26 protein-coding genes are annotated in these 25,398 nt (G+C 58.7%); 12 read left to right on the top strand and 14 right to left on the bottom strand.

Annotated features, from left to right (window positions below; all coding sequences use genetic code 11):
- Positions 1 to 33: 33 nt before the first annotated feature.
- The 3 genes from ACR0JF_RS10585 to lepA form a co-directional block, all read right to left on the bottom strand.
- On the bottom strand, positions 34 to 213 hold the full coding sequence (locus ACR0JF_RS10585) for a CTP synthetase (RefSeq protein ID WP_170660008.1): 180 nt from the start codon (positions 211 to 213) through the stop codon (positions 34 to 36).
- Positions 214 to 644: 431 nt separating this feature from the next.
- Positions 645 to 1,688, bottom strand: coding sequence for a hypothetical protein (locus ACR0JF_RS10580; RefSeq protein ID WP_170660007.1), 1,044 nt, complete (start codon positions 1,686 to 1,688; stop codon positions 645 to 647).
- A 69-nt stretch (positions 1,689 to 1,757) separates the two neighbouring features.
- Positions 1,758 to 3,557, bottom strand: coding sequence for a translation elongation factor 4 (gene lepA, locus ACR0JF_RS10575; protein WP_170660006.1), 1,800 nt, complete (start codon positions 3,555 to 3,557; stop codon positions 1,758 to 1,760).
- Between the two features lie 163 nt (positions 3,558 to 3,720).
- Here lepA and ACR0JF_RS10570 point away from each other — a divergent pair, with 163 nt between their 5' ends.
- From ACR0JF_RS10570 to ACR0JF_RS10560, 3 genes are all read left to right on the top strand, one after another.
- Positions 3,721 to 4,773, top strand: a complete 1,053-nt coding sequence (locus tag ACR0JF_RS10570; protein ID WP_170660005.1) for a Hint domain-containing protein — start codon at positions 3,721 to 3,723, stop codon at positions 4,771 to 4,773.
- Between the two features lie 50 nt (positions 4,774 to 4,823).
- Positions 4,824 to 5,132 carry a hypothetical protein gene (locus ACR0JF_RS10565; protein WP_170660004.1) on the top strand — a complete coding sequence of 103 codons (309 nt, stop codon included), beginning with the start codon at positions 4,824 to 4,826 and terminating at the stop codon, positions 5,130 to 5,132.
- A gap of 66 nt (positions 5,133 to 5,198) precedes the next feature.
- Positions 5,199 to 6,152, top strand: coding sequence for a LysR family transcriptional regulator (locus ACR0JF_RS10560; protein WP_170660003.1), 954 nt, complete (start codon positions 5,199 to 5,201; stop codon positions 6,150 to 6,152).
- On the opposite strand, the gene ACR0JF_RS10555 is transcribed toward ACR0JF_RS10560, so the two are convergent.
- Positions 6,149 to 6,592: a low molecular weight protein-tyrosine-phosphatase gene (locus tag ACR0JF_RS10555; RefSeq protein ID WP_170660002.1), complete on the bottom strand. Its 444-nt coding sequence runs from the start codon at positions 6,590 to 6,592 to the stop codon at positions 6,149 to 6,151. The two genes, ACR0JF_RS10560 and ACR0JF_RS10555, sit on opposite strands and share 4 nt — an antisense overlap.
- A 28-nt stretch (positions 6,593 to 6,620) precedes the next feature.
- Between ACR0JF_RS10555 and ACR0JF_RS10550 the strand changes: the two genes are divergently transcribed.
- Together ACR0JF_RS10550 and ACR0JF_RS10545 are read left to right on the top strand one after the other, a co-directional pair.
- On the top strand, positions 6,621 to 7,313 hold the full coding sequence (locus ACR0JF_RS10550; RefSeq protein ID WP_170660079.1) for an NAD-dependent deacylase: 693 nt from the start codon (positions 6,621 to 6,623) through the stop codon (positions 7,311 to 7,313).
- Between the two features lie 62 nt (positions 7,314 to 7,375).
- Positions 7,376 to 7,984 (top strand): HdeD family acid-resistance protein, encoded by a 609-nt coding sequence (locus ACR0JF_RS10545; RefSeq protein ID WP_170660001.1) that lies wholly within the window; start codon positions 7,376 to 7,378, stop codon positions 7,982 to 7,984.
- 97 nt (positions 7,985 to 8,081) lie between these two features.
- On the opposite strand, the gene ACR0JF_RS10540 is transcribed toward ACR0JF_RS10545, so the two are convergent.
- The 4 genes from ACR0JF_RS10540 to meaB all read right to left on the bottom strand — a co-directional run bounded on the left by ACR0JF_RS10540 (position 8,082) and on the right by meaB (position 10,837).
- Positions 8,082 to 8,564 (bottom strand): copper chaperone PCu(A)C, encoded by a 483-nt coding sequence (locus ACR0JF_RS10540; protein WP_170660000.1) that lies wholly within the window; start codon positions 8,562 to 8,564, stop codon positions 8,082 to 8,084.
- A gap of 45 nt (positions 8,565 to 8,609) precedes the next feature.
- On the bottom strand, positions 8,610 to 8,960 hold the full coding sequence (locus ACR0JF_RS10535) for a glycosyltransferase family protein (RefSeq protein WP_170659999.1): 351 nt from the start codon (positions 8,958 to 8,960) through the stop codon (positions 8,610 to 8,612).
- A 396-nt stretch (positions 8,961 to 9,356) separates the two neighbouring features.
- Positions 9,357 to 9,644, bottom strand: coding sequence for a 50S ribosomal protein L28 (gene rpmB / locus ACR0JF_RS10530; protein WP_085794823.1), 288 nt, complete (start codon positions 9,642 to 9,644; stop codon positions 9,357 to 9,359).
- A gap of 221 nt (positions 9,645 to 9,865) precedes the next feature.
- Entirely contained in the window at positions 9,866 to 10,837 is a 972-nt protein-coding gene (meaB, locus tag ACR0JF_RS10525; protein ID WP_170659998.1) for a methylmalonyl Co-A mutase-associated GTPase MeaB, read from the bottom strand.
- A 120-nt stretch (positions 10,838 to 10,957) separates the two neighbouring features.
- Here meaB and hrpB point away from each other — a divergent pair, with 120 nt between their 5' ends.
- The 3 genes from hrpB (at position 10,958) to ACR0JF_RS10510 (ending at position 15,589) form a co-directional block, all read left to right on the top strand.
- Positions 10,958 to 13,408 carry an ATP-dependent helicase HrpB gene (gene hrpB / locus ACR0JF_RS10520; protein ID WP_170659997.1) on the top strand — a complete coding sequence of 817 codons (2,451 nt, stop codon included), beginning with the start codon at positions 10,958 to 10,960 and terminating at the stop codon, positions 13,406 to 13,408.
- Positions 13,409 to 13,570: 162 nt separating this feature from the next.
- Positions 13,571 to 14,029, top strand: a complete 459-nt coding sequence (locus ACR0JF_RS10515) for an NUDIX hydrolase (protein ID WP_170471870.1) — start codon at positions 13,571 to 13,573, stop codon at positions 14,027 to 14,029.
- Positions 14,030 to 14,110: 81 nt separating this feature from the next.
- Positions 14,111 to 15,589 carry an inorganic phosphate transporter gene (locus ACR0JF_RS10510; protein WP_170659996.1) on the top strand — a complete coding sequence of 493 codons (1,479 nt, stop codon included), beginning with the start codon at positions 14,111 to 14,113 and terminating at the stop codon, positions 15,587 to 15,589.
- A gap of 62 nt (positions 15,590 to 15,651) precedes the next feature.
- On the opposite strand, the gene ACR0JF_RS10505 is transcribed toward ACR0JF_RS10510, so the two are convergent.
- Positions 15,652 to 16,626, bottom strand: coding sequence for a 2-dehydropantoate 2-reductase (locus tag ACR0JF_RS10505; protein ID WP_170659995.1), 975 nt, complete (start codon positions 16,624 to 16,626; stop codon positions 15,652 to 15,654).
- Positions 16,627 to 16,700: 74 nt separating this feature from the next.
- Positions 16,701 to 17,663, bottom strand: a complete 963-nt coding sequence (locus ACR0JF_RS10500; RefSeq protein ID WP_170659994.1) for a pirin family protein — start codon at positions 17,661 to 17,663, stop codon at positions 16,701 to 16,703.
- Between the two features lie 283 nt (positions 17,664 to 17,946).
- Here ACR0JF_RS10500 and ACR0JF_RS10495 point away from each other — a divergent pair, with 283 nt between their 5' ends.
- Entirely contained in the window at positions 17,947 to 18,426 is a 480-nt protein-coding gene (locus tag ACR0JF_RS10495; RefSeq protein WP_170659993.1) for a peptidase associated/transthyretin-like domain-containing protein, read from the top strand.
- Positions 18,427 to 18,431: 5 nt separating this feature from the next.
- Complete coding sequence (locus ACR0JF_RS10490; RefSeq protein ID WP_480669252.1) at positions 18,432 to 19,031, top strand: ferric reductase-like transmembrane domain-containing protein; 600 nt, start codon at positions 18,432 to 18,434, stop codon at positions 19,029 to 19,031.
- On the opposite strand, the gene argF is transcribed toward ACR0JF_RS10490, so the two are convergent.
- Both argF and ACR0JF_RS10480 read right to left on the bottom strand, forming a co-directional pair.
- Positions 19,028 to 19,954, bottom strand: a complete 927-nt coding sequence (gene argF / locus ACR0JF_RS10485; protein ID WP_170659991.1) for an ornithine carbamoyltransferase — start codon at positions 19,952 to 19,954, stop codon at positions 19,028 to 19,030. The two genes, ACR0JF_RS10490 and argF, sit on opposite strands and share 4 nt — an antisense overlap.
- A 68-nt stretch (positions 19,955 to 20,022) precedes the next feature.
- Positions 20,023 to 21,210 carry an aspartate aminotransferase family protein gene (locus tag ACR0JF_RS10480; protein WP_170659990.1) on the bottom strand — a complete coding sequence of 396 codons (1,188 nt, stop codon included), beginning with the start codon at positions 21,208 to 21,210 and terminating at the stop codon, positions 20,023 to 20,025.
- 302 nt (positions 21,211 to 21,512) lie between these two features.
- On the opposite strand from ACR0JF_RS10480, the gene ACR0JF_RS10475 reads away from it, so the two are divergent.
- A complete protein-coding gene (locus tag ACR0JF_RS10475; protein WP_170659989.1) occupies positions 21,513 to 22,403 on the top strand; it encodes a DMT family transporter in 891 nt (296 codons plus the stop codon).
- Here ACR0JF_RS10475 and ACR0JF_RS10470 read toward each other — a convergent pair.
- Positions 22,385 to 23,188, bottom strand: coding sequence for an ABC transporter permease (locus ACR0JF_RS10470; RefSeq protein WP_170554600.1), 804 nt, complete (start codon positions 23,186 to 23,188; stop codon positions 22,385 to 22,387). The two genes, ACR0JF_RS10475 and ACR0JF_RS10470, sit on opposite strands and share 19 nt — an antisense overlap.
- Before the next feature lie 125 nt (positions 23,189 to 23,313).
- Between ACR0JF_RS10470 and ACR0JF_RS10465 the strand changes: the two genes are divergently transcribed.
- Entirely contained in the window at positions 23,314 to 23,889 is a 576-nt protein-coding gene (locus tag ACR0JF_RS10465) for a GcrA family cell cycle regulator (protein WP_170659988.1), read from the top strand.
- A gap of 227 nt (positions 23,890 to 24,116) precedes the next feature.
- Here the strand turns inward: ACR0JF_RS10465 and gntH are convergent, their stop codons facing one another.
- Entirely contained in the window at positions 24,117 to 25,376 is a 1,260-nt protein-coding gene (gene gntH / locus ACR0JF_RS10460) for a guanitoxin biosynthesis MBL fold metallo-hydrolase GntH (protein WP_170659987.1), read from the bottom strand.
- Positions 25,377 to 25,398: the final 22 nt, after the last annotated feature.

The raw sequence follows: 25,398 nt of genomic DNA, 5'->3' as shown, positions 1-25,398 counted from the left end.
CGGAACCTGTAGCTCACAGGTGATGGCCGAGCGTCACCCCTCCAGCTTGCGCGCCACGAGATACGAGGCCGGAAAGGCCGCCACAAACCCCACCATCGCCGCTAGCACGATTGGAAGGACTGCGGTGTATCCCATAACCAGAACAGCAATCACGACTGTGCCTGCGAGGGTAGAGCCGAGGAAGATATGAACGATCAACATCAGGGGGAGCATTGCGACCTCATTCAAGTATTCAACTGTGCGCAATCACTAGCGCGTTGATCGAATTCGGCCCTTGATCTGGGTCAGAGGTTTGGGGGGCACAGATCACTTACAACGGCCCACGTGTATTAGTTCGAGGAGCCGTTCGGAGCGGCGGAATGGAGAGGGGAAGAACCGCGAGCGACCCGAGTGGATGAGTGGCGTCCCAGAATTCAGCCAGCATACGAACTCATCCGCGAAAGAGCGGAACCCCGGGGCGCAAAAGCATTTTCAACCGTTAATAAGTAGAACTGAGGGCAGCGCCGACCCGAGGGGAGGCGCAAACGCGCCGCCCCATGGGGGCGGTTTGGCGCGGCCCGGCGGTGCCGCCGGGCGGGTGGGTAGACGAGGGCAACACACAATACTACTTAGCCACAGGCAAAAGAGATTTTGAACAATCCGATTTACAAGTCTTCCTCTGAGAGCAGAAGTGAATTCCTCCATATCAGTTCGTTGGCACTAACGTCTTCGAACGGCATTGCGTAGTCGCGCTTATCATACCATTGATTTCTCAGTACGTTTAAGGCTATTTCCAAATTTGACGGTGCGATACCCTTGACCGTTCCTAAACGCACACTGTGCAGATATCGACCATGCTCTCGTGTTGCCAAAGCTCGGAGATTGAGCGGAAGAAACCCAAAACCCAAAAAACAGACTAGATCTGAAGAGTCCAACCAGTTTCTAGCGCGCTTAATTTCACTTAGTTCAGACGCGCCTTCCGTAAAAGTCCTCAAACCCATCGCAGCTTCGGCGAGATATCTAGGGTCTTTCCAGTTGCCGAATGAATTGGGAAAGGAACAATTGACCTTTCCTAAACTACCGTAGACATGCACGATATTAAGTGAATTGGCACAAATGGTATTCGCAGTTTCGTTGCTCACATCAAAGTAAGACTTAATTGCTTGGTGAAAAAACTGTTCGATAACACGATCATAATTGAAGGTAATAAACCGACATGACGAAAGTGCCGCGCAAAACTCGCTTTCTCCTTTTTGAGTGACCAGTATTCTGAACAACTCCGAAAGCCAATTGTTTGGTAGTTGTGCAAATGAAGGTTGATTGTATGTATTCCCGATATCGAACCAAAGCTTGAAACGCGCTTCTGCTTCCAGAACAGTTCTGGCGATGGCCAGTTTTCCAACCTCCACCCATCCGTCTTTCGCCTGATGAGTATCAAGGAAATTATCGATCGATGGTGCGAGCCCCATGTTTTGACGAAGATTCTTCGCAATAGATGCAAAAAACTGTCTGTTCCAACGTTGTTCTCTTGTCCTCGGCAAGTAACTGAAACCATGACAAAATGCCTTGTCACCCGATCTCAACTCATCGAAGCTATCAACTTCTACTCTACAGACCTGCTCAATCTTTTTGACAAGCTCGCTTCCTGTTGGCAGGCCAAACTCTGCGCTCGCGCCCGCACCAACAATAAACGTCTTAGTCCGCTTCATCAGGGTACATCCAAGAATTCCAGTCTTTGAAGCAACCGAGCTTCGGAACAGTTTCTGGACAGTACTAGGCTATGAGTCCATCTTCAACGCAGAGATGAATGCCTCCTGCGGAATATCAACCTTCCCGAACTGGCGCATCTTCTTCTTACCCGCCTTCTGTTTGTCCAGCAGTTTGCGTTTCCGCGTGGCGTCGCCTCCGTAGCATTTGGCGGTCACGTCCTTGCGCAGGGCCGAGAGGGTCTCGCGGGCGATGACCTTGCCTCCGATGGCGGCCTGGATCGGGATTTTGAACATGTGGCGCGGGATCAGGTCCTTGAGCTTTTCGCACATCGCCCGGCCCCGCATCTCGGCCCGGTCGCGGTGAACCATGGTCGACAGCGCATCGACCGGTTCGTCATTCACCAGCACCGACATCTTGACCAGATTATCCTCGGTATAGCCGGTCATCTGGTAGTCGAACGAGGCATAGCCCTTGGTCACCGATTTCAGGCGGTCGTAGAAGTCAAAGACGACCTCGTTCAGCGGCAGGTCATAGACGACCATGGCGCGGGTGCCCGCATAGGTCAGGTCCAGCTGGATGCCGCGGCGATCCTGGCAGAGTTTCAGCACATCGCCGAGGTATTCGTCGGGAACCAGAATGGTCGCCTTGATGCGCGGTTCCTCGATATGGTCGACCTTGGAGGGGTCGGGCATGTCGGCGGGGTTGTGCAGCTCGATCATCTCGCCGTCTTTCATGTAGACGTGATAGATCACCGACGGCGCGGTTGTGATGAGCTCGATATCGTATTCGCGTTCGATGCGGTCGCGGATGACTTCTAGGTGCAACAGCCCGAGGAAGCCACAGCGGAAACCAAAGCCCAGCGCGGCGGAGGTTTCCATTTCAAAGCTAAACGAGGCGTCGTTGAGGGCCAGTTTGTCGATCGCATCGCGCAGGTCTTCGAATTCAGAGCTGTCAACGGGGAAGAGGCCGCAGAACACCACCGGCTGCGCGGGTTTGAAGCCGTCGAGCGCGTCCTCAGTTCCGTTGCGGTCATTGGTGATGGTATCCCCGACGCGGGTGTCGCGGACCTGTTTGATCGAGGCGGTCAGAAAGCCGATCTCACCGGGGCCGAGGCTGTCGACCATCTCCATCTCGGGCCGGAAGACGCCAACACGGTCGACATGATGCAGAGTGCCGTTCGACATGAATTTGACCCGCATGCCCTTTTTCAGCGTGCCGTCCATGATGCGGACCAGAACGATGACGCCGAGATAGGCGTCGTACCAAGAATCCACCAGCATCGCCTTGAGCGGCGCGTCCAGATTGCCCTGCGGTGCGGGCAGTTGTTTCACGATGGCTTCGAGCGTCTCATGGATGCCCTGCCCCGTCTTAGCCGAGACCTGAATCGCGTCCGTCGCGTCGATGCCGATCACATCCTCGATCTGTTCGGCCACGCGGTCACAATCGGAGGCTGGCAGGTCGATCTTGTTCAGCACCGGCACGATCTCATGATCGGCGTCGATGGCCTGATACACGTTAGCAAGCGTCTGCGCCTCGACCCCTTGGGTCGAGTCCACGACCAGCAGAGAGCCCTCGACAGCACGCATAGAGCGGCTGACCTCATAGGCAAAGTCCACATGGCCGGGGGTGTCGATCAGGTTCAGCACGTATGCCTCGCCATTGTCGGCGGTATAGTCGATGCGAACCGTGTTGGCCTTGATGGTGATGCCCCGCTCGCGCTCGATATCCATGCTGTCGAGCAGCTGTTCCTTCATGTCGCGATCCTTGACCGTTCCGGTCTCTTGGATGAGCCGGTCAGCAAGGGTGGATTTGCCATGGTCGATATGCGCGACGATGGAGAAATTGCGGATATGAGCGAGGTCTGTCATGGGTTGGGGATATGTCCGGAGTTTGTGGTCTCGTCAAGCGCTGAAGCGTTGCAAAAAAGGCCATTCTCGCAGCTTTCTGAGCAGTAGCATTTACCGGATTCTAGCCAATGGGTAGAATGCTTAAAGCGACTGAGCCGAATAAGAACCAGAAAGCAGCTGTCAGGTGGCCGATTATTCTATCTTCGTTTTGGGCGAAAGCCAGTTAACGATTTCGGTCGCGCAGGGGCTGGACGGCCTTACTCAGGGCACCGGAATCCATCTGATTGGTGAAACAATTACGTTCGACACTCTAGCTGTTACAGAAGTCTTCATCACGGACGCAGGTTCAGACACGAGCTTTGCAGACAATGATGGCAATCAGCGCCTGGATGGTGACCAAACAATTGATGGAACCCTGTTTTCCAGTGGTACGCGGGTCGAGGCCGAATATGGCATTACCCTGACGGATGGAACCAATACCTACCAGGCTGTTGCCTTCAATGTGAATAACTCCTCCCCCGCCTTTGGTACAGTTGAAGGGATAGCTTTCATCGGCGGCCCGGGCGAGTTTCCTCCGTCAGGTGTCCCACTGACCGTCGTCAGCACGCAAGAGGGTCCGAGCTTTGAATCCTCAGACTATGTGAGCCCAATCTGCTATTGCCGTGGAACACTCATAGAGACCCCAGAGGGTGATACCCCGATTGAGAAGCTTCAGGTGGGCGACTTGGTCTGGACGAAAGATGACGGGCCCCTGCCAATCACTTGGGTCGGATCGCAAGATGTGATCGCGAGCGGGAGTTTTAGAGCTGTCGAAATCCCTTCCGGCCCATTGCAAAATCCAATTGCGCTCAGCGTTTCACAGCAACATCGGCTGCTGATCACGCACCCTGCGGCTGAGCTTATGTTTGGGGCGTCAGACGTATTTGTTCCTGCAATCAGCCTTGTTGATGTTGGCCTTGCCCGCTTCTCCGATGCACGCGCCGTTTGCTATCATCACATCTTGCTTGATCGACATAGCATTCTAAAGGCTAACGGGATTGAGTCAGAAAGCATGTTTGTTGCGAAAGCACCTCGGGACACAGAGCCAGACGCTTTGTTTTTTCAGAATATCACCCCCTTAACGACCAGGCCGATGCAGATCGCGCGAATGCCACTAAGACGTCGTGAAGCCACGGTCTTGCTTTGTGAAGTCCTACGTATTGATCCCAAGCCCCGTTTGATTCATACTCCCGCGTAGATTGAGAGGGGCGCAAGATCCCTCCAAGCAGGCAAAAACGAGGCATGAGCATGAAACAGTTCCTCCTAATCGCGTTTTGTGCGGCGTCGCTGACGACAGTGGCTCCAGTTGCGGACGCATCGCAGATCAAGCGGGCGTGTTTGGCGTCGGATCGTCAGGCGGCGACGCGGGCACGGTGTTCTTGTATCCAGCGCGTGGCAGATCAGGCGTTGACGCGCAGTGATCAGAAGACCGTCTCGAAATGGTTCACAGACCCCCATCAGGCGCAGCAATTAAAGATGTCTCAGACGGCACGCGATGACGCGCTGTGGGATCGCTATCAGAACTTTGGCCAAATGGCGCAGGCGATCTGCAGCTAGGCCGTTCTGAAACCTTGACCTGATGCCCGCTGCGCCCCAGAAAAGGCGCAGCGAAAGGTGTATCTTATGGTGATGAAAGGGCTGACCCTCCGGGGCCTTGAGGTGTTTGAGGCGCTGGCCCGGACAGGATCGGTGGCACAAGCGGCCGAGATCACGGGGCTCAGCCAGCCCTCGGTTTCTCAGCAATTGCGCAATCTGGAAAAGGCCATCGGCACCGACCTGGTGGACCACGGGCGAAGGCCGATGCGACTGACGCAGGCCGGGCGCAGTTTTCTGACACGCGCGCAGGCGGTTCTGTCCGAGCTGCAGATGGCCCAAAGCGAGCTGACCGTGATGGATCTTGGCCATCTCACGACGCTCTCGATCGGATTGATCGACGATTTCGACAACGACCTGACACCGCGGCTTGCGACCCTTTTGGCCGACAGCCTGACGCGCTCGAAATTCAAGCTGATCACCCTGCCCAGCCTTGACTTGTTTTCCGAGCTTGAAGCACAGCGCCTGCATATGGCCGTCTCAGCCCATAGCGGCGAGGTGTTGGAGGGGGTCGTAGAGTACCCTCTGGTGCAGGACCCCTTCATTCTGGTCGCGCCGAGCAGCGTCAGCAATGGAACCGAGGCTGTCGAGAAACTCCCTTTCCTGAGATATGCGCGCGAGCAGCTGATCAGCCGCCAGATCGAGGGTCATATCGCCCGACAACAGATCGAGTTCGAAGAGCGGTTCGAGATCGGCTCACACCTGGCCCTGATGGCGATGGTGGCGCGGGGCTTGGGCTGGGCGATCACCACACCGCTGGGATACATGCGCGCGGCCCGGTTCCATGAAGACCTGCAGGCCCATCCTTGCCCCCTCGGGGCGTTTTCACGCACGATTTCGTTGTTCACCCGCACCGACTGGTCCGATCAGGTCCCGCAAGAAGTCTCTGGCATGATGCGACGGCTGATGCAAAGCCAGATGATCGACCCGGCCATTGCCAAGCTGCCTTGGCTCAGCGGACAGTTGAAGGTGATTGACAGCTAGCCCTCAAGATGCGCGGCAAGCCCTTCGACGGCGGTCTCGATCAGATCCAGCGCACCGTCAAAATCCCGCGTGTAGTACGGGTCGGGCACGTGATCCGCGCCGGTCTGTGGCGCGAAATCGGTCAATAGACGCACCGGGGTCTGATTGCCCAATGGGCGCAAGGCCTCGATATTCGCGATGTTTTCTGCGTCCATCCCAACAATCAGATCGAACCGCTCGAAATCCTCAACCACGAATTGCCGGGCCCGCAGATCGTCCAGCTTGATATCCCGGGCTATCGCTGCGGATTGCATCGGGCCATAAGGCGGCTTGCCGATATGCCAGCCTGCCGTCCCGGCGCTGTCGATTTCATGGTGGGGCGCGCGAGTGCGAAAAGTGCCCTCGGCCGCAGGAGACCGACAGATATTGCCCAGGCAAACAAAGAGGATACGATGTGTCATGGGCCAATCTGTAACGCGTGAGGGGCATATGGAAAAGATCGTCATTCTGACCGGAGCCGGGATTTCCGCCGAAAGCGGCCTCAGCACCTTTCGCGAAGAGGGCGGCCTATGGGCGCAACACCGGATCGAGGATGTGGCAACGCCCGAAGGTTTCGCCCGCGATCCTGCCTTGGTTCAGGGGTTTTACAACGCCCGCCGCGTGCAGGCCGCCAAGGTGGAACCCAACGCAGCGCATAAGGCGCTTGCCCGGCTGCAACGGGACTTTCCGGGCGAGGTTGTGATCGTCACACAGAATGTCGACGGGCTGCACGAGGCCGGCGGCGCGCAGGATGTGATCCACATGCACGGGAAACTATCCGGCGCGCTCTGCGCATCCTGTGGCCACCGCTGGACAGCACCGCCTGAGATGGAGGTGGGCGAGCCCTGCCCGGCCTGCAACGCCCCCACCGCACGTCCTGACGTGGTCTGGTTTGGAGAAATGCCTTATCATATGGAGGAGATTTTCGATCACCTTGCCTCTGCCACGATCTTCGCTGCGATAGGCACATCAGGCCAAGTCTATCCGGCGGCGGCTTTTGTCCACGAAGCTCAAGCGGTTGGGGCGCGGACAGTTGAAATCAATCTGGAGCCGACAGGCGGTGGCTTCGACGACCATCTTTTGGGCAAAGCGTCCGAAACTGTGCCAAAATGGGTTGATCGCTTACTACAGATCCAAACCTAGTGCGAACGACATAGCGGGACTATCCCGCTCAATTTCAACAAGGTTTTTCAAGAGGCCGCGAAATGACCGATCAAAACCCCCAAACCGGCGAAATCCTGGACGATGACAGCATGACCGAGCGAGACAGGCTGAGCGCGCAACTCTCAAGCCTGTGGTGGACGTTCCTGATACGTGGAGTGCTGGCGGGTGCGGTTGGTATCGCTGCGCTGTTCTGGCCGTCCGGCAGCATCGCGCTGTTGCTGCGGCTGGTTGGGGCACTGTTGATCATCGACGGTGGCTTGACCCTGCTTGGGGTTGGGCGTCGCGGGCTGTTGGGCGGGGCGGCCATCGGCGCTGTTCTTATCGGCCTGGTCCTGCTTATTTGGCCGGAAGGCACCGTCAAGCTGGCCTTCTTCCTGCTGGGCGCTTGGGCATTGATCATTGGCATCGGTTCACTGGCCGCTTCACAACAAATGAATGAACGCGACCCTCAACGCGGCTCGATGCGTGTGTCAGGGATCGCAGCTTTGATCATCGGCCTCGTCCTGATGATATGGCCAGCGGTTGCATTGATCGCACTGGGATGGGCCATAGCCTTTTCAGCCCTTGCGATTGCAGCCGTAATGTTCTGGCTCGCTACCCGCCTGCACAGCGCCAGCGACAGGGTCGGCATGAAAACCATCAATCGTTAGAACGCCAACATCAACCTAGGGACGCAAAAGGCCGGGCTACGTGCCCGGCCTTACGCATGGATGACGGCCGCAATGCGGCCCGAAGACAGGCGTTCACCTAGTTCGAATGCGACCCGTGGTTATCATGGCCATGCTTGTCCTGGCGCTCCAGATCAACCGGAATCTCGACCACGACCTCACCTGCGTTTTCAAAAACCAGCGTAACCGGCACCGTCTCGCCTTGCTCAAACGGGTCCTTCAGACCCATGAACATCACATGGGCGCCCCCGCGCTTGAGCGCTAAGCTCTCACCCGCTGGAATCACAAAGCCCTCCTCGACATGCACCATCTTGGCCACGCCCGCATCGTCGATCATATGGGTGTGCAGCTCGACCCGAGCCGATACGTCCGAAGTCGCACTGATCAGGCGATCATCGGTATCACTGGTGTTCTGTATCACCATAAAGGCCGCACCCGCCTTGGCTGCCTTACCAGACGACCGAGCGTATGCGTCGTCTACAACGATGATATCGGCGGCAAAGGCTGGAACGGCCAACACACAAGCGGCCAGTGTTGCGAACAGAGTGGATTTGAGGGACATCGCACCTCTCCTAATTCTTTTGGTCTGATTTGTATCGAAAGGGAATCAGACCTTCACCGGAGGGGCCCGCGCCGGTTTCCGTGGCAACGGCAGCGCGATCAGGCTTTCATCGCGGCTGAGCGGCTGAACACCACCCATCAGCGGAGCATCCGGCACGACCGGAGGATACGGATGAACCGCCCCCAGCAGAGCCAAAGCATAGTCAGGACAATAGTGCGGAGGCGCTGTCGGCTGCCCATCCGCATCCATATAGACGACAACGGGTTCTGTGCCCGTACACAGCACCATCTGCCCGACGGCGCGGTCAACTCCGCGCGAAACGGCCAACCCCTGCCCTGTCAGAACAACCAACAGGCACATCACAACAGGCAGGATTCGAGGCACGAAACGTTTCATTCGGCCTCGATATAGTCCGCTGCGCAAACAGGCTTCAAGCGCCAAACCGTCGCGCCCGAAATAGCTTCAGTATTCCAGGCCGCGCCGCTTTACGGTTCCCTTTGTGAGGCTGGTATGGGACCGGTTCACCCGGCGTTGCATCCGGGAACATGCGGAAATTGTCTTACTTGCCAGCTTACTCAGCAAAAGAAAGAAATAAAAACTCTTAAATGACATTGGACAACACTCGTTGTTGGTAAACCAATAGTGTCAAAAATAGGGCGGGCCGGTCTGTGAACAAGATCACTCAAGAGGATTTTGTTTCCTAAATCTTCACAGTCCCCGCTAATCGTTTCCAAACAAAAAAGCCCCGAACCACTTAGGTTCGAGGCTAAAAACTTTAGTAAGTGTAAGGAGTTATGCCGCGGCTTGTGCCTTGGCGATTTCCTTTTTCACTTTCAGAGCGTTTGCCGACAGCTCTTCGTCCTTGGCTTTCGCCAGGAACGCGTCCAGACCACCACGGTGGTCGACCGAGCGCAGGGCAGCCGCCGAGATGCGCAGCTTAACGCCGCGACCCAGGGTCTCGGACTGCAGGGTAACGTCGTTCAGGTTCGGCAGAAAACGACGACGAGTTCTGTTTTTGGCGTGGCTGACATTGTTGCCAGTCATCGGGCCTTTTCCGGTCAGTTCGCAACGGCGCGACATGGTTTCTTCCTTTGTTTCTGGAGGCCCGGCAGAACGCCTGAGGCCAAATCACAAGGGGCACAACCCGAAGTCGCGCCCGAAAACTGGTTGGATGCGTGTAGTGGGAATCGCTGGAAGGGTCAAGACACGGCGGACGGATTCTTTTCCGAAACCTCTTGCAACGGAACGGCCCGCCGAGCCGCACCTGTGGCGCGCGTATTTTGGAAATGATGAAAGCACCATTAGACCAGGCTCGCCAGCATTTTCTCGGCCGCAGCGGCGGGGCTGAGGCGACCTTGAGACACTTCCGCATCAAGCTGCGCCATCTGCGCCTTCGCTTGGGCTGTTTCGAGGCGCGCAAGCAGCGAATGCCGCACCTCCTGATCGAACCAATAGCGGGCTTGTGCGGCACGGTTGGATTGCCAGTGCCCTGCTTCGCGCCGCCAATCGGTCAGGCTCTGAATTTCAGCCCATGCTTTGTCCAGCCCATGTTCCTCAACCGCTGAGACAGCCATGGCCTTCGGGAAACCTTCGGGGTCCTGAGGCCGCTTGCGCAACAGGCGCAGGGCACCGGCGTAGTCGGCGCAAGTGCGGGTTGCGGTCGCTTTCAGGTCTCCGTCGGCCTTGTTGATCAGGATGATGTCGGCCATCTCCATTATACCGCGCTTCACGCCTTGCAACTCATCCCCACCTGCCGGGGCCAGCAGCAGCAGGAACAGGTCCGACAGCTCCGACACCACGGTTTCGGACTGCCCGACGCCCACGGTTTCGATCAAGACGACATCGTAGCCCGCTGCCTCGCACAGGGCGATGGCCTCGCGGGTGCGGCGGGCGACCCCGCCAAGGTGGCTCTGGCTGGGAGAGGGGCGGATAAAGGCGTTTTTCTCGCGGCTCAGACGCTCCATCCGGGTTTTGTCGCCCAGAATGGACCCGCCCGAGCGGGCCGAGCTTGGATCAACAGCCAGAACTGCAACGCGCAGCCCCTGCCCGATCAGCATCATACCAAAGCTTTCGATGAAGGTGGACTTACCGACACCCGGCGTGCCGGACAGGCCGATCCGCAGGGATTGCCGCCCGGACTGCGCCAGATGGGCCAGCAATTCGGTCGCTTGCGCCCGGTGATCTTCGCGCCGGCTTTCGACCAAGGTAATCGCACGTGCCAAAGCCCGACGCTCACCCTGCAATATCCTGTCGCCCAAGTCAGCTATGTCCATCCGTCCGGTCCCTTTAGAATCCGCCCTAGATGAATGTGCGACGCGGGGTTTGTCCAGAGGCCCTGCGGGATTAACCGCGCTGCTTCTGGACGTCGGGTCCCGCTTTGGCGATAAGGCCGCATGAGCCGTTTGCCGATAGATGACGCCCTTCCGGAACTCTTGGAGGCCCTGAGAACCCATGGCCGTGCCGTGCTGCAGGCCCCACCGGGTGCGGGCAAGACGACGCGGGTGCCTCTGGCGATGCTAGAGGCCGGGTTATGCGCCGGTCGGATCTTGATGCTCGAACCCCGGCGGCTGGCCGCCCGCGCTGCAGCCGAACGGATGGCCGAGACGCTGGGCGAACGCGCCGGGCAAACGGTCGGATACCGCGTCCGGGGCAATGCGAAAGTGTCGAAAGCCACCCGGATCGAGGTGGTCACCGAAGGCATCCTGACCCGCATGTTGCAATCTGAGCCGGACCTGCCCGGCGTCGGTGCAGTGATTTTCGATGAGTTCCACGAACGCTCGCTGAACGCCGATCTGGGACTGGCGCTGTGTCTTGAGGTAACCGGAGCCCTACGGGATGACCTGATCCTTCTGGCCATGTCGGCAACGCTGGATGCAGACCCTGTGGGGAGGTTGATGGAGGCCCCGCTGGTGACCTCGGAAGGTCGCAGCTATCCGGTTGAAACGCGGTGGTTGGAGAAACCATTGGGTACGCAGGCTCGGCGGTTGGATGCGTTGATTGATCTGGTCGTTAAGGCCGAACGGGACAGCCGCGCCATCGGCGGCGGTATCCTCGTGTTCCTTCCGGGCGAGGGTGAGATTCGGCGCGCAGAAAGCGCCCTGTCCGGGCGATTGCCACAGGATTGTGTTGTGCGCCCTCTCTTTGGGGCCATGCCCTTTGCCGCCCAGCGCGCAGCGATTGCACCGGTTGAGAGCGGGCGGAAGGTGGTGCTGGCAACTTCGATTGCCGAAACCTCGCTGACGATCCCCGATACCCGCGTCGTTGTTGATATGGGACAGGCACGGCGGGCGCGGTTCGATCCCGGCTCGGGCATGTCGCGGCTGGTGACGGAACGAGTCACGCGCGCCGAAGCAACCCAGCGCGCAGGCCGGGCGGGCCGGGTTTCAGACGGGCTGTGCTATCGGTTGTGGTCGAAGGGCGAAGAGGGCGCCTTGGCCGCATACCCGCCTGCCGAGATCGAAGCCGCCGACCTGACCGGGCTGGCGCTGGAACTGGCACTATGGGGCGCTGAGGCCAGCGATCTGGCATTTCTGACGGCTCCGCCCGAGGGCGCTCTGGCCGAGGCGCAGGCGCTGCTGACCCTAATGGGCGCTCTGGATGGCAAGGGGCGGATCACGGATCATGGGCGTGCACTGGCTGCCCTGCCCTTGCATCCCCGCTTGGGTCATATGCTGGTGACGGCGGGGGCTCAGGCAGCCCCTCTGGCCGCACTGATGGCGGAACATGACCCGCTAAAGGGCGCTCCGGTCGACTTGTCCTTACGGCTTGAGGCGCTGCGCGACGCCCGTGCGTTTCAGCGCAGCCGAGTGTGGCAAGTCAATATGGGCGTGTTGGACCGGGTGAAGGCCGAGGCCAAACGGTTGCGGGCGAAGGCCGTATCTGAGGCTGAAGACCTAAGCCGTGCGTCAATGGCCGCGCTGGCATATCCCGACCGCATTGGCCAGAGGCGCAAGGGCGAGGCACCGCGCTATGTGCTGTCCGGCGGTAAGGGCGTTGTGCTGGACAATGGCGATACGCTGGCAGGCGCGCCCTATTTGGTGGTCATAGATACCGACGGCAACCCGCGCGAGGCGAAAGCGCGCATGGCCGTGCAGATCAGCGAAAGTGAAATTCGCGCCCTGTTTGCAAATCAGATCGGATGGGAGACCAGCTGCGTCTGGTCAAAACGCGACCGACGGGTCATTGCACGGCGGCAAGAACGCCTCGGCGCAATCACGCTAGAGGACCGGATCTGGAAAGACGTTCCCGAGGACGCGATCACCCGTGCCATGTTGGACGGCGTGCGCGATCTGGGGCTGCGGTTGGAGGGCGCAGCCGCCCGGCTGGCCGCGCGTGTTGAGCTTGTGCGCGCCGATGGGGTCAACCTGCCCGACTTCTCGGACCAAGGGCTGATCGACACGCTGGAAGGTTGGCTGCTTCCCATGCTCGCGGGCGTGCGCAGCGCAGAGGACTGGAAGCGCTTTGACCTGCTGCCCGCGCTGCGGGCCCGTCTGGACTGGGCGCAGACGCAAGAGCTGGACCGCCGCGCGCCGGGATCCTTCGTCACCCCGCTGGGCCGCAAGGTTCCCATCGACTACGGCGGCGATGCCCCTGAAATCTCGGTGCGTCTGCAAGAGCTATTCGGTGTCACGCGTCATCCGATGGTCGGAGGCACACCGCTGAAGATCACCCTGCTGTCACCCGCGCAACGCCCGATCCAGATCACCCGCGACCTGCCAGGGTTCTGGGCTGGCTCTTACACGGATGTACGCAAGGACATGCGCGCGCAATACCCCAAACATCCCTGGCCCGAAGATCCAACACTGGCCGATCCTACGTTGCGGGCCAAACGAAGGCCCGGCTGAGGCATCACCAAGCACCGAATTTTGCCGAATTACCCCAAATTGCGACAAAATTGCCGCCAAATCCCTTAGAAAAGACGTTTTTTCGGGGTTTCGTTGCATTCATCTATTCCGACGACTATCTGAACATGCATTGAGGTAAGATGTTTTCCGAGCGGCAGAACAATGAAAGCGCAGTTGCAGAGAATCTGGGATGAGGTCGGACGACCCATGATACAGCGACCCAAGCGCGTACAGGTGGCCGCCCTCTGTACGCGTCAGACCAAATCGGGCCACGAGGTTCTTTTGGTGACCAGCCGCGACACCGGGCGCTGGATCATTCCCAAAGGCTGGCCGATCGACGGGTTGGACGGTGCCGGAACTGCCCTGCAAGAGGCCTGGGAAGAGGCTGGCGTTCGCGAGGCCAAAGCCAAAAAAGAGCCGGTGGGTCATTTCACCTATGACAAAGTCCTCAAAGACGGCTCGGTCGAGGCGGTGTTGACCAGCGTGTATCATCTGCGCGTGACGAAACTGCTGGATGACTTTCCCGAAGTTGATCAGCGGCAGCGGAGCTGGGTGACGCCGAAGATAGCAGCTGAACGTGTGGATGAGCCTGAACTCAAGGCGCTGCTAAGGCATCTTTAAAGGTCAAGTGGCGTCATGGTTGCCCTCAGGTCGTGAAACCTGTAGTGACCGGCGTCAATCTTTTTGGACCTTATCACACCCATGTCAAACACGAACTCCAAACCGCGCTGGAAGGCGCTGGACAGCGACCTGCATCGGATTTCGCGGGTCGAGACGGCAAATGCGCATGTCGCCCGCCCCTTGCTTGCACCAGGCATCGCTCTGGCCTTCATGGCATTGGCCGGGTTGACGGCGGCGGTTCTGTTTGGGCAGGCGGATGGTGGCGTGATCGTCGTCGCAGCGGCGGCGTTCGGGGCCTATATGGCAATCAATATCGGCGCCAATGACGTGGCCAACAACATGGGTCCAGCCGTCGGTGCAAATGCCCTGACCATGGGAGGCGCGATTGCCATTGCAGCTATTGCCGAAAGCGCAGGCGCTTTGCTGGCGGGCGGTGATGTGGTCTCAACCATCTCCAAGGGGATCATTGATCCGGCCTCAGTCCAGAACAGCAATGTATTCATCTGGGCGATGATGGCGGCGCTGATCTCCTCGGCCATGTGGGTCAATCTTGCGACTTGGCTGGGCGCGCCTGTTTCGACCACTCATTCAGTTGTGGGCGGGGTTATGGGCGCCGGCGTCGCCGCGGCAGGGTTGAGCGCTGTCAGTTGGGGCACAATGGGAGCCATCGCGGCCAGCTGGGTGATCTCTCCGGTTCTGGGCGGCGTGATTGCGGCTGTGTTTCTGGCGCTGATCAAAGCCAAAATCCAATATCAGGACGACAAGATTGCAGCCGCGCAGCGCTGGGTCCCGATCCTTGTTGGGCTGATGGCCGGCGCGTTCGCCACCTATCTGGCAGTGAAGGGACTGAAGAAAATTGTTGCGATTGATCTGAACACAGCTGTTCTGATCGGTCTCGGTGCTGGTCTGCTGGCATGGGCCGTAACTGTGCCTTGGGTGCGCCGCCGCTCGCAAGGGCTAGAGAACCGCACGCGGTCGCTGAAAACCCTGTTCGGGTTGCCTTTGGTGATTTCTGCGACCTTCCTCAGCTTTGCGCATGGGGCCAATGATGTGGCGAATGCGGTCGGACCGCTCGCCGCTATCGTGCACGCGGCCGAGTTCGGAGATTTCGCCGCCAAAGTCACCATTCCCACATGGGTCATGGTGATCGGAGCCTTTGGGATTTCTTTCGGTCTGTTCCTTTTCGGGCCTAAACTGATCCGAATGGTGGGCAGTCAGATCACCAAGCTGAACCCGATGCGCGCCTTCTGCGTCGCTCTGTCTGCGGCCATCACCGTAATCCTGGCAAGTTGGTTGGGGCTGCCGGTCAGTTCGACCCATATCACGGTGGGCGCCGTTTTTGGCGTGGGCTTCTACAGAGAATGGCATTCTGACCGACGCTGGGCACACTCGAACCGCCAACGCCCGCCCGAGCAGCGACTGGCACGCGAAGAGCATCAGCGGCGCAAACTGGTTCGCCGCTCGCATTTCATGACGATCGTGGCCGCTTGGGTGGTGACCGTTCCGGCAGCGGCCGCGTTGTCCGCAGTGATTTTCTGGATGCTGACTGCATTTGGGTAAGCTGGGGATTTGCGAGGCTCTGCCTCGCGCTCCGAGGTATATTTAGCCAGATGAAGAACGGATCAGGGTCTGATCTGGGCAGGCCGCATGGGTTCTGTGGGGGTTGCGCGGATCAATTCGGCGACCCGACTGTTGATCGGGGTTGGTCTGTTTAGAGACTGGCCAAGACGGATGATTTCGCCTTGCAGACTGTCGATTTCCGTAGGGCGACCAGCGCTGAGGTCATAGGCCATCGAGGTTCGCGCGCTGGGGTCGATGGTCAGCATTTTAGCGGCGATGCGCTTGAACAAAGGTGTCGGTAGGCGCAGGATATGCGGCGTCATCCAAGCGGGCAGCGGTGTAGTAGAGGCGACCGGGTGACCGGCGGCTTTCAAAACCGAAAGCGCCTCGGCCATCTGATCGGCCATCAGGCGACGCCAACTGCGATCCGTCAATTGTTCAACCAGAGTGAGGCCCGATAGTGCATTCAGCGCGTTGTTGAGGTTGATGACGAGCTTGCCCCATTGAACGGCCTCGATCTGGTCGCTCTCGGTGATTGGAAACTGAGCGCTGGTCAGCTGTTCGGCCAAGGATCCAGCGCCCGCCTGGATCACGATATCTCCGGACGTGGCGCGATGATAGGTAGCCGGGCCGGTTGGAACCACGTTGAAAGGCACCATCCCCGCGCGGACATCGTGGTCGGGCAAGTTGGAGCGCAGAGTTCGGGCGTTCTCCATCCCGTTTTGCCACGAAAAGACCAGAGCCGACTGCGAAGCGTGCGAAGCGATCAGCGCCGCCATGTCTTCGGTCGCGCCAGATTTCACAGTGACGATGATCAGATCGGCTTCGGCCAGACAGTCAGGATCTGTGCTGAGTATCAGAGATGCGGCCGGAACCGTGCGGTTGAGTCCCGAGAAATCGGTGACCGTCAGCCCCTTCTCTCGGATCGGGTCCAAGACGCGGGAGCGGCCGAACATAGTGACCGTGTGCCCGGCATCAGCCAGCAACGCGCCACAATAGCAACCGATACTGCCCGCACCTGCAATGACGATCTTCATGGCGATCCCTCCGTTGCCGGAAGGATCACCGGGTTGGCGTGTTGGGGCAAGCCCAGAGCGGGGTAACGTGGCGTTCAGCGGGCCAGTCTGGGTTTGGTGCGCTCCAGTTCCGGCGAGATTGGAATGAACTCCTTATCATCGCCGGGGGGTAGGTGGAAAGCTCCGTTCGCCCAGTCCGCGTTCTTCCATTCGCGTGTTGCGTGTTCGATCTTTTCCTTCGACGAGGATACGAAATTCCACCAGATATAGCGCTCTTCGTTGAGGGTCGCGCCGCCGAGCAACATAAGCCGCGCGCCCATCGGCCCGGCCGTGACCGAGAGCTTGTCGCCCGGACGGAAAACCATCATGCGCCCTGCCTCGAATTTGTCGCCCGCAATCTCGACCGAGCCTTCGGTGACATAGACGCCCCGATCCTCATGATCGTCCGGCAGCGGGAACGAGGCACCAGGGTCCAGTTGGACATCCAGATAGAAGGTCTCGGACAGCATGGTGACCGGGCTTGTCTCACCATAGGCCGAGCCGAGGATCAGGCGGGCGCTGACGCCTTTGTCCTGAATATGGGGCAGCGCGCCTTGTTTGTGATGCTCAAAATCCGGTGCCATATCCTCATGCGCTTCGGGCAAGGCGATCCAGGTCTGGATCCCGAATAGCTTGTTTTCGCGGGCGCGCGTCTCAGCACTTGTGCGTTCAGAGTGGGTCACGCCGCGACCGGCGACCATCCAGTTGACCTCACCGGGGTAGATCATTTGGTGGGTGCCCAGACTGTCCCGATGTTCGAATTCGCCCTGATACAGATAGGTCACCGTCCCCAGCCCGATATGAGGATGTGGGCGGACGTCGATGCCGCCTTCGGTGATGAACTCGGCTGGACCCATCTGATCGAAGAAGATGAACGGCCCGACCAGTTGGCGTTCGACCGATGGCAGCGCCCTGCGCACTTCGAACCCGCCCAGATCGCGGGCACGCGGGATGATCAACGTCTCAAGCGCCGGGTTTTCCGTGACGCAGTCGGGGGTGTGAGTCGGGTTCCAGCTCATGCCTGATCTCCTTTGGTCGGACGGGCTAACTTTCTAACGTTCCTGAATGCACTGTAGCGCAGAGTTCACGACATGTATCGCGCAACCATGCACATACTTGGTGCGGCGTCTGGTTCGTTGAAGCTTGGTGGGCCATGCACCCTCACATAGCCGTGAACATTAAATCGTCCACGCTTGGACCGCGCGCGCTCGGTTTTCCAAACAAGCGTGCTATATTTTGGAATAGGCGAACCCGGCCTGTCAGGTCGGGGTAGAATGTGGGCCACATGACAGGAGAGTTTCCATGACGCGCCTTCATATAACCCGCCGGTCTCTTCTAGTTGCCGGCATTGGCACCCTCGCGACGGGTTTATCGGGGGGAGCGCATGCCAGCGGGCTCGCTGCGACCCCTTCGATGCGCGGTGGGTCCAACAATTATCTCCCCGGCGCGCCGATCGTCGACCGGATCGGTGGCGGAGGGTTCTGGATGACAGGCACCGTGCGGCGCGCCGGGGACGGAGCGCCCCTGCCCGGTCAACGCATCCAGATCTGGGCGCACACGACCGAAGGGCACGAGCGCGATCCTCACAGTCACGGAGCGACCTTGACCGACGCCAATGGCGAGTTTCGGCTGGAGATGCCGCAGATCGTGCCTGCCTTCGGGCAACCGCATGGGCATCTGGCATATGACAGCGGTGAGTTCCAGACGGTGTTCCTGCGGCCCGTGATGTCCAGCGCGAAAGATAAAACGCTGGCCGCACATTTCGTGCTGCAACCTGCCTGAGCCAGGTGATCCGCAACGCTCTGATTTGGCTGGGGATTGGGGCGGCGCTGCTTGTTCCATTGATCACGGCCGCAACCAGCCCTTATCTGGCGTGGCGTGACCCCATCTACATCCTAGCAGGGTTCGCCGGGGTTTTGAGCCTTGGGTTGCTATTGCTGCAACCTTTATTGGCGGCCAGAAACTTGCCGGGACTTGCCCCAATGACCAGCCGTCGCGCGCATAGATGGGTTGGTATTGCGTTGATCGTGGCGATCTTTATCCATGTTGGCGGCCTTTGGATTACCAGCCCTCCGGATGTGGTGGATGCGTTGCTCTTCGTCTCAGCGACCCCGCTTTCCGCTTGGGGAGTGATCGCCATGTGGGCGGCTTTTTTCGCGGCGTTTCTGGGTATCTACCGACAGCGCTTGGCCTTGCGGTTTCGCGTCTGGCGGCTAACGCATACGACGCTGGCTTCTGTGACGATCGTCGGAAGCGTTGTGCACGCTATGCTGATCGAGGGCACGATGGAGATCATGACCAAGACCGCCCTCTGCGTTTTGGTGCTATTGGCGAGCGGGCGGGCGCTCGCCAAACTGCGTGTTTGGGACGTGAGGAGACGGGCTTAAACGCCCAGACACCATCGCATCACTGCCTTTTGCGCATGAAGGCGGTTCTCGGCCTCATCAAAGATCACGGAGTTCGGGCCGTCCATCACCTCGGAGGTCGCCTCTTCCTCGCGGTGGGCGGGCAGGCAGTGCATGAACAATGCATCCGGCTTGGCATGCGACATCAGCTCATTATTGACCTGATAGGGGCGCAGCATGTTGTGGCGACGCTCTTTCGCGGATTGGCTGTCATGCATCGAGACCCAGGTGTCGGCAACCACCAGATCTGCGCCCTCAACGGCCTTGTAGGGATCACGCTCAACGACGATTTGCGAGCCCTTCTGACGGGCAAAGCCCATAAATTCTTCCTCAGGGTCGAACTGCGCCGGGCCGGTGAAGGTCAGGTCAAACCCGAACTGCCCTGCCGCGTGAAGGAACGAGGCGCAAACGTTGTTGCCGTCACCGGTCCAGACCACCTTTTTACCCGCAATCGGGCCGCGGTGTTCTTCGTAGGTCAGGATATCGGCCATGATCTGGCAGGGATGCGTGCGGTCGGTCAGGCCGTTGATCACAGGTACGTCCGAGTATTCGGCCATCTCGGTCAAAACGGTCTCGTCAAAGGTGCGGATCATGATCATGTCCACATAGCGTGACAGAACACGGGCCGTGTCGGCGATGGTTTCGCCATGCCCCAACTGCATGTCCTTGCCGGACAGAACCATGGTCTGACCGCCCATCTGGCGCACACCGACGTCAAAGGACACGCGCGTCCGGGTTGAGGGTTTTTCGAAGATCAACGCGACCATGTGGTCTTTGAGCGGCTGTTCATCATCCAGCGCGGCTTTTGGCCGTCCAAGGCGGGCCTGTTTCATCGCGCCCGCTTGATCAATCATGTTGCGCAGGTCGGCTGCGCCGGTTTTGTGGATATCAAGGAAATGGTTCATATCGTTTCGCTTTTGGCTATCAACGGTCGGGGGCGCTGCCCCCGAGGTATTTGTGAACAGAAGAAGGATCAGACGGTGTCGAGGTTGGCTTCGATTTGCGTCGCGGCCTTGTCGAGGCGGATCATCGCCTGGGCGATATCGTCTTCGGTCAGGGTCAGTGGCGGCAGCAGGCGAATGACGTTGTCGGCAGCGGGAACCGTGATGACCTCGTTATCGTAGCCCGCGTTGACGACGTCGATATTGGTCGCTTTGCACTTCAGGCCCAGCATTAGGCCGGCGCCGCGCACCTCTTCGAAAACCTCGGGGTGATCGGCGACTAGGCCTTCGAGTTTCTGGCGCAGTAAGCCAGCCTTACGGTTGACACCTTCGAGGAAGGCGGGTGTGGCAACTTGGTCGATCACGGCGCAGCCAACGGCGCAACCCAGCGGGTTCCCCCCGTAGGTCGAGCCATGGGTGCCTGCGGTCATGCCGCTGGCGGCCTCTTCCGTGGCCAGCACCGCGCCCAGAGGGAAGCCTCCGCCGATGCCTTTGGCGACCATCATGATATCGGGCGTGATACCCGCCCATTCGTGGGCAAAAAGTTTACCGGTCCGGCCCACGCCACACTGGACTTCATCGAGGATCAGCAGAAGGCCGTTTTCGTCACAGATCTGACGCAGTGCTTTGAGTTCGGCGTCGGGAACGGGGCGGATGCCGCCTTCGCCTTGAACCGGCTCGATCATGATTGCCGCTGTTTTTTCGGAAATCGCGTTTGTGACGCCATCGAGATCTCCGAACGTCAGATGCACGAAGCCCGGCAGCAAGGGGCCGAAGCCTTTGGTCATCTTCTCGGACCCGGCGGCGGCGATACCAGCCGAAGACCGGCCGTGGAACGAGCCATCGAAGGTGATGATCTCGACCTTCTCGGGCTGGCCTTTGTCATAGAAATACTTGCGGGCCATTTTCACGGCCAGTTCGCATGACTCGGTGCCCGAGTTGGTAAAGAACACCGTGTCGGCAAAAGTATGTTCCACCAGCTTGTCGGCCAGCGCCTGCTGCTGCGGAATGTGGTAGAGGTTCGAGACATGCCACAGCGCATGCGCCTGCTCGGTCAGCGCGTTCACAAGCGCCGGATGCGCGTGGCCCAGCGCGTTCACCGCGATGCCCGCTCCGAGGTCCAGAAAACGTCGGCCATCCGCCTCGGTCAGCCAGGCGCCTTCGCCCTTCACGAAAGTCAGAGGCGCACGGTTATAGGTCGGCAGAACGGACGGGATCATCGGATCATCCTTTTAAGATAGCTTAAGCCCTGTGAGTGATACACCGGGGCCATGGTCGTCAACTGATTTGGTGGAGAATGCGCGGATTTGGACAGCGCAAATAGATCAAACGGGCCGGTTACGCGGTCAGGCGTCGGCGTCGGAGGCGCAGGATATGTGCGGTTTTGATCATGGCGGCTCGTATAGCGAGGTTCGATCTGTCTGGGAAGACCAATAATTGGAAAGCCCTGAAATTTCACAATGAGATGAGAAGCCGCTATTTCACGCTTGCTATTTCAATTCCTGTGGCGCACCGCTTGGCCATGACACCTACGCCTCAGAACCCGCCGCTTGCGGCCCTGTTGATTTTTGCCGCCAGCGCCCTGCTGGCAGGGACAACAATGCTGGCCAAAGCGTTGGGGACTGACACGCTTGGTCCTGCGTTGCATCCGATGCAGATCAGCCACGGGCGGTTTCTGTTTGCTTTTGTGGTCATCGTGACCGCCACGGCTGTTCTACGCCCGGCGCTGAGGCGCCCTCATTGGGGGCTGCATATCGGCCGCACCAGTTTCGGATGGCTGGGGATCACGCTGATGTTTGCATCCGTTGCTTACATCCCGATCGCGGACGCCACGGCAATTTCCTTCCTGAACCCGGTTTTTGCGATGGTTCTGGCCATCCCGCTGCTAAAAGAAGGTGTCGGCCCTTGGCGTTGGCTGGCCGCAGCGGTGGCTTTGACCGGGGCACTGATTCTCTTGCGCCCGACGCCGGCCAGTTTTCAACCGGCCGCCCTGTTGGCGCTGACGGCGGCCGCGGTGATCGGGATGGAGCTGATGTTCATCAAAAAACTCTCAGGCCGCGAGATTCCGATCCAGATTTTGTTGGTGAATAACGGATTGGGTCTAACCATCGCCTCGGTCGCGGTGATTGCAGTATGGCAGGCGCCGACCCCTGCACAATGGGCAGCTTTGGCCGGAATCGGGGGGCTGATGGCCTGCGCACAGGCCTGTTTCGTCAACGGAATGGCCCGCGCCGATGCCTCGTTCGTTGCGCCCATCAGCTATGCAACATTGATCTTCGCGGCATTCTACGACTTTGCGATCTTTAGCGTGATCCCGGATCGGATCAGCATCATCGGCTCATCCATAATCCTGACAGGCGCGTTGATTCTGGTCTGGCGCGAAACCCTTCACCGTCAGGCCTTGAGCCGGTAGCCCGTCCGCAACATCTGCCAGGTCACCGCACCAACGAACAGCGTCGCCCCGGTGCAAACTGCCATGCCCAACCAAGGCGAGCTATCGGAGACACCGATCATCCCATAGCGCAGACCGTCGATCAGATAGAAAACCGGGTTCAAGTGGCTGAGTTTGTTCAGCACAGGCGGCAACGCCTCGACCGAATAGAATGTCCCCGACAGGAAGGCCAAAGGCGTGACGATGAAGTTGGTGATCGCCGCCATCTGGTCGAATTTATTGGCAAAAATCCCGGCAAACAGGCCCAGCGCGCCCATGAAAGCGCCGCCCAGAATGACGAAGATCAGGGTGATGAACAGGTTCTGCGGCGCAATCGACAGAAACACCAGAAACGCGAGGGCCACGACACAAGCGATCAGAACGCCACGCGCAATGCCGCCTGCCAAATAGCCAAGTAGGATCTCTAGCGGGGACAGCGGCGGCATCAGGGTATCCACGATGTTCCCCTGAACTTTCGAGATCACCATTGAGGACGAGGTATTGGCGAAAGCATTCTGGATCACCGTCATCATCATGATACCGGGCGCGAGAAAGATCAGGAACGGAACACCCATCACGTCAGGCCGGCTCGGGCCGATGGCAATGGTGAAGATCAACAGGAACAATCCGGCCGTCACCAGCGGGGCCAGTAAGGTCTGGGTCCACACCGCCATAAAGCGCAGGGTTTCGCGTTTGGCCAGGGTGTAGAGGCCCATCCAATTGACCGCGCCAAACCGGCGCGCGTCCTGATCCATAAGATTCTGCATGAGTGCCTCTTAACTGATTCGAAGACCGCTTGTAACTCGGCTCGCAGTGACTAGAATAGGGCGCTGAGACGAATTCCCAAGGCGGTCCGAATCCGGGGCCGCTTTCCGCTTTTGAAAGGCAACCGATGTCCTGGACTGACGAGCGCGTAGAACTGCTGAAGAAAATGTGGGGCGAGGGCCAGTCGGCCAGCCAGATCGCCAAGGAACTGGGCGGCGTGACCCGCAACGCGGTGATCGGCAAGGTCCACCGTCTGGGCCTGTCCAACCGCGCAACCGGTGCAACGCCCGCCAAGGCTGAGCCCAAGGAAAAACCGGCACCCGCGCCCAAGGCCGAGGCGAAACCAAAGCCTACGCCCAAGACCGAACCCGCGCGTCCCGCCCCTGCACCGGCAGCCGAGGCGAAACCTGCCGTACCCGCCCGCCGTCAGATCATTCCGGCCGGTCAACCTCTGCCCCCGCAGCCTTCGGCGAATGAGATCAGCCCCGAGGCACTGGCCAAGGTCAACGAGGTTGAGAAGAAAGCCAAGAAGCTGACGCTGATGGAGCTGACCGAAAAGACCTGCAAATGGCCCGTCGGCGACCCCGCGACTGAGGATTTCTGGTTCTGCGGCCTGCCGGTTGAAGCGGGCAAACCGTATTGCGAGGCGCATGTCGGCGTGGCCTTCCAACCCATGAGCTCGCGCCGCGACCGTCGGCGGTGATTTGGAACGCCAGAACCATATTTCTATTCTGGAATGTGGGAAGGGTACGAGGTTTCTCCGAGCCTCTTATCAGAAGAGTTGCGAAGTCAGAACAACGCTAGGCGTAACGGGCGCTTTCAAAAACACCCTCGCAGCTTTCTGCAAGGGTGTTTTAGATTGGGGCGTCGGATGTGCGGACAAAGCCGACCTCAGAACTTCCAATTCTTTGGGGTGCTCCGACGCCTTATTCACTCTTGGAAGGGAATGCTTGTATAAGCTCCGACTTCGTCATTTCCTGTGCGTTCGTTGAATGCCCTGATCATTTCGTTTGTAGCTTCAGCTGCTCCGATATCCATGCTCTCGAGATCAAATTCGGAGAACGGGAACTCTGCAGCTGAGTCAGGCGGTTGCTTGGGCATTTGCACGGGTGCCGGGAAAGACTCTTCATTGGGCACTCCTTGACGAGTACGAATACTATCTTTGGTTACATTCCAGGTCATGAAATCAGCCGCCAAGTCCAATGGCCCATCATATGTTTCTCGGATTGCTGAATAGACGGCCAGCGCAATGTCATGATCATTTTGGAAGTGGTAGCAAACCGCCAATCTTGGTTCCGTTTCGGACATAATCTTGCCGAATGCTTGCGCGGAAGTGTGCCCTTGAGAACCAACAAAAATTGCTTCGGAAGGGGCAAACCCATATTTCTCGATCATGAAATCTGGAGGGGTGAAACATTCATGAATTGCAAGGTCCGCACCTACCGCATGCTCTCTCCACCATCGCGTAGGTAGCGTGTCGGATGAAAAAGCAAACTTCAGACCGTTCCATTCAAGTAGAAAACTAACTGATTGTTCACCATGTATGGCTGGCAGGGTTCTGACCTGAACGCCGTTTTCGTCAAAAATGACGTTATTTACGATTTTCCAATCGAATTCGTTAACCTCAAGTTGCAGCCCTCTGGGGTCGACCGCCGCCCCACGAGTCGCTTCTTCCCATGCCCACATTTTCTTCATGTGATCTGCCCAAGACTTTGTTCCCCACTCAGGCTTGATGCCTTCGGGCCCCCAAAGACGAACAGGCGTTAGACGGTTGTTTACGGGACCGGTGAAGTAAAAGGCTGGAAAATCGCCAGCATGATCTAGGTGCAGGTGACCCAAGAAGACTTTATCCAGCTGATCCAGTGGAATCCCAAGCGCCATGATCCTTTCATAGGATCCCTCTCCCATATCGAAGATAAACTTTTCGCCATTTCCCAATTCAACTAAGAAACATGCCGCAGCTTGTTTCAGACGCGGCTGAGGCATACCGGTGCCACAGGCGACAACTCGCATTTCGTCAGGACCCAGAGCCTCGGTTCCTGGATAATAAACAGTTTGGTTAGGAAACGGCTCCGTCCTAGACCACTCGGTTGGATCATTACTTTGCGCGCCTAAAGTATTCGCCGCGGCCAAAAAAAACGTAGATATTAACGCCAAAATACAGTTTCTGTTTTGGGCGGAAAAAGCCATTGCAATTGCCTCCGATTAGGAC

The organism is Ruegeria sp. BG11 (genome assembly GCF_056538565.1).
The sequence above is the reverse complement of the archived record's forward strand: the minus strand, read 5'-3'. Positions and strand labels throughout refer to the sequence as shown.